Origin of the sequence: Streptomyces sp. NPDC006207, from assembly GCF_040613835.1 — a bacterium.
Lineage (GTDB): Bacteria > Actinomycetota > Actinomycetes > Streptomycetales > Streptomycetaceae > Actinacidiphila.
Genome location: NZ_JBEXSX010000155.1, coordinates 1 through 1,288, shown reverse-complemented (window position 1 = coordinate 1,288; position 1,288 = coordinate 1). Strand labels below are relative to the sequence as shown.

Genomic DNA, 1,288 nt, shown 5'->3' with positions numbered 1-1,288 from the left:
GCGGTGCGCGGGATCAGCTCGCCGGTGATCTTCTTGTTGACGTAGTTGTTGGACAGCACGTTGCCGTCACCGAAGAACGGGGCGGTGAAGTTGTCCGGGTCCGGGTAGTCCGGCACCCAGCCGCGCACGTACACGGCGTACTTGCCGGCCTCGATGTCCTTGGCGTACTGGTCGGCGTCGGCGCTCTTAACGTCCACGTCGAACAGCCCGCTGTCGTTGAGCTGCTTGGCGATCGCCTTCAGCTCCGCCACGGTGCCCGGCCCGAACCGCACCGGCGTCGCCCACAGCGTGAAGGACACCTTGCTCGTGATCCCCGCCTGCGCCAGCACGGCCTGCGCCCCGGCACGGTCGCCGCCCTCGCCGTAGCGGTCGAAGAACGCGGTGTTGTGACCGGTGATACCGGCCGGCACGATCGAGTACAACGGGGTCGCGGTGCGCTGGTAGACGTCCCGGATGAACGCCTTGCGGTCGATCAGATAGGCCACCGCACGCCGCACCGCCTTGTCGCCCACCACCGGGTCCTTGAGGTTGAACACCAAGTGCTGGACCTCGGCGCCGGTGCCCTCCACGACCTGGATCCCGGTGTCGCCGGCTATCGAACTGCTCTGCAGCGAGGCGATGTCGGCCGAGTCCAGACCACGGTAGGCCAGGTCCACCGACCCGTCCTCCACCGCCTTCTTCAGCGCCGGCTCGTCACCGAAGAACTTCATCGTCATACCGGAGTTACGGATCTGCGCCGTGCCCTGGTAGTCCCCGTTGACCGAGAACACCGCCTGCTCGCCGGCCTCGTAGGAGTCCAGCTTGTACGGGCCGGAACCGGTCGCCTTGCCGTCCGTGCGCAGCTTGTCCGCCGGGTACTGCGTGTGGTCCACGATCGAACCCGCACCCGAGGCGATCTTCATCGGGAACGTCGCGTCGGAGTACTTCAGGTGGAACACCACCCGCTCCGGCGAGGGCGTGTCGATCGTCTTGATCGCGTCCAGCAGCACCGCCGGACCGTTCTCGTCATTGATCTTGATGGTGCGCTCGAAGGAGTACTTCACGTCCTGCGACGTCAGCGCCTCACCGTTGCTGAACTTCAGACCCTGCCGCAGCGTGCAGTCGAACGTCCTGCTCTGCGCGTCGGTGAACTTGCAGCTCTCCGCGGCTTCGGGCTCGGGCTTGGTGGCGCCCCTGGGGAAGCTGAGCAGCGACTGGAAGACGTTGTTGAACACGATCCAGGAGCCGACGTCGTAACCGGCGGCCGGATCGACCGCCGTCACCTTGTCCGTGATCCCCATCGTGAGGG

General features: G+C 66.1%; 1 protein-coding gene. It reads right to left on the bottom strand.

Translation table 11 applies throughout. From position 1 onward, the window contains the following. The coding region (locus ABZ312_RS45110; RefSeq protein WP_500440231.1) for an ABC transporter substrate-binding protein at positions 1-1,288 on the bottom strand (1,288 nt) is incomplete at both ends.